General features: G+C 53.0%; 1 rRNA gene. It reads right to left on the bottom strand.

Going from position 1 to position 3016, the window contains the following annotated elements:
• A 23S ribosomal RNA gene (locus tag BFU02S_RS15335) occupies positions 1-2935 on the bottom strand.
• Positions 2936-3016: the final 81 nt, after the last annotated feature.

Here is a 3016-nt window from a genome sequence, read left to right as displayed (position 1 = left end):
TTGGTTAAGTCCTCGATCGATTAGTATCAGTCAGCTCCACATGTCGCCATGCTTCCACCTCTGACCTATCAACCTGATCATCTTTCAGGGATCTTACTAGCTTGCGCTATGGGAAATCTCATCTTGAGGGGGGCTTCATGCTTAGATGCTTTCAGCACTTATCCCTTCCGCACATAGCTACCCAGCGATGCCTTTGGCAAGACAACTGGTACACCAGCGGTGCGTCCATCCCGGTCCTCTCGTACTAAGGACAGCTCCTCTCAAATTTCCTGCGCCCGCGACGGATAGGGACCGAACTGTCTCACGACGTTCTGAACCCAGCTCGCGTACCGCTTTAATGGGCGAACAGCCCAACCCTTGGGACCGACTACAGCCCCAGGATGCGATGAGCCGACATCGAGGTGCCAAACCTCCCCGTCGATGTGGACTCTTGGGGGAGATAAGCCTGTTATCCCCAGGGTAGCTTTTATCCGTTGAGCGATGGCCCTTCCATGCGGAACCACCGGATCACTAAGCCCGACTTTCGTCCCTGCTCGACTTGTAGGTCTCGCAGTCAAGCTCCCTTGTGCCTTTACACTCTGCGAATGATTTCCAACCATTCTGAGGGAACCTTTGGGCGCCTCCGTTACTCTTTGGGAGGCGACCGCCCCAGTCAAACTGCCCGCCTGACACTGTCTCCCACCCCGATAAGGGGTGCGGGTTAGAATTTCAATACAGCCAGGGTAGTATCCCACCGACGCCTCCACCGAAGCTGGCGCTCCGGCATCAACGGCTCCTACCTATCCTGTACAAGCTGTACCAAAATTCAATATCAGGCTGCAGTAAAGCTCCATGGGGTCTTTCCGTCCTGTCGCGGGTAACCTGCATCTTCACAGGTAGTATAATTTCACCGAGTCTCTCGTTGAGACAGTGCCCAGATCGTTACGCCTTTCGTGCGGGTCGGAACTTACCCGACAAGGAATTTCGCTACCTTAGGACCGTTATAGTTACGGCCGCCGTTTACTGGGGCTTCGATTCAGAGCTTCGCGAATGCTAACCCCTCCTCTTAACCTTCCAGCACCGGGCAGGCGTCAGCCCCTATACTTCGCCTTGCGGCTTCGCAGAGACCTGTGTTTTTGCTAAACAGTCGCCTGGGCCTATTCACTGCGGCTCATCAAGGCTATGCACCTCGATGAGCACCCCTTCTCCCGAAGTTACGGGGTCATTTTGCCGAGTTCCTTAACGAGAGTTCTCTCGCTCACCTTAGGATTCTCTCCTCGCCTACCTGTGTCGGTTTGCGGTACGGGCACCTAAAATCATCGCTAGAGGCTTTTCTTGGCAGTGTGGAATCAGGAACTTCGGTACTATATTTCCCTCGCCGTCACAGCTCAGCCTATCGGCAAGCGGATTTTCCTACTTGCCAGCCTAACTGCTTGGACGCGCTAATCCAGCAGCGCGCTTACCCTATCCTCCTGCGTCCCCCCATCACTCAAACGATTAAGAGGTGGTACAGGAATATCAACCTGTTGTCCATCGCCTACGCCTTTCGGCCTCGGCTTAGGTCCCGACTAACCCTGAGCGGACGAGCCTTCCTCAGGAAACCTTAGGCATTCGGTGGATGAGATTCTCACTCATCTTTCGCTACTCATACCGGCATTCTCACTTCTAAGCGCTCCACCAGTCCTTACGGTCTAGCTTCAACGCCCTTAGAACGCTCTCCTACCGCGGACACCATCGGTGTCCACCCGCAGCTTCGGTGATACGTTTAGCCCCGGTACATTTTCGGCGCAGAGTCACTCGACCAGTGAGCTATTACGCACTCTTTAAATGGTGGCTGCTTCTAAGCCAACATCCTGGTTGTCTAAGCAACTCCACATCCTTTTCCACTTAACGTATACTTTGGGACCTTAGCTGGCGGTCTGGGCTGTTTCCCTTTTGACCACGGATCTTATCACTCGTAGTCTGACTCCCACGGATAAGTCATTGGCATTCGGAGTTTGTCTGAATTCGGTAACCCGATGAGGGCCCCTAGTCCAAACAGTGCTCTACCTCCAAGACTCTTGCACGTGAGGCTAGCCCTAAAGCTATTTCGGAGAGAACCAGCTATCTCCAAGTTCGATTGGAATTTCTCCGCTACCCACACCTCATCCGCGCACTTTTCAACGTGCGTCGGTTCGGGCCTCCATCCAGTGTTACCTGGACTTCACCCTGGACATGGGTAGATCACCTGGTTTCGGGTCTACGACTACATACTGAAAATCGCCCTATTCAGACTCGCTTTCGCTGCGGCTCCGTCTTTTCGACTTAACCTTGCATGCAATCGTAACTCGCCGGTTCATTCTACAAAAGGCACGCCATCACCCGTAAACGGGCTCTGACTACTTGTAGGCACACGGTTTCAGGATCTCTTTCACTCCCCTCCCGGGGTGCTTTTCACCTTTCCCTCACGGTACTGGTTCACTATCGGTCACTAGGGAGTATTTAGCCTTGGGAGATGGTCCTCCCAGCTTCCGACCGGATTTCACGTGTCCGGCCGTACTCAGGATCCACTCAGGAGGGAACGAAGTTTCAACTACAGGGCTGTTACCTTCTATGGCGGGCCTTTCCAGACCGCTTCATCTACCCCGTTCCTTTGTAACTCCATGTTGAGTGTCCTACAACCCCGAAAGGCAAGCCTTTCGGTTTGGGCTGTTCCCGTTTCGCTCGCCGCTACTAAGGGAATCGCGTTTGCTTTCTCTTCCTCCGGGTACTTAGATGTTTCAGTTCCCCGGGTCTGCCTTCATTACCCTATGGATTCAGGTAAAGATGCTGCTCCATTACGAGCAGCGGGTTTCCCCATTCGGAAATCTCCGGATCAAAGCTTACTTACAGCTCCCCGAAGCATATCGGTGTTAGTCCCGTCCTTCATCGGCTCCTAGTGCCAAGGCATTCACCGTGCGCCCTTTCTAACTTAACCTAAAAGGTTTAAAACCTAAATAAGCTATTACTCGGTTCTTGCTTGGTTTCTTCTACGATTATCTAGTTTTCAAAGAACGAA

Source organism: Neobacillus fumarioli NBRC 102428, from assembly GCF_001591485.1.
Taxonomy (GTDB): domain Bacteria; phylum Bacillota; class Bacilli; order Bacillales; family Cytobacillaceae; genus Neobacillus; species Neobacillus fumarioli.
The sequence above is the reverse complement of the archived record's forward strand: the minus strand, read 5'-3'. Positions and strand labels throughout refer to the sequence as shown.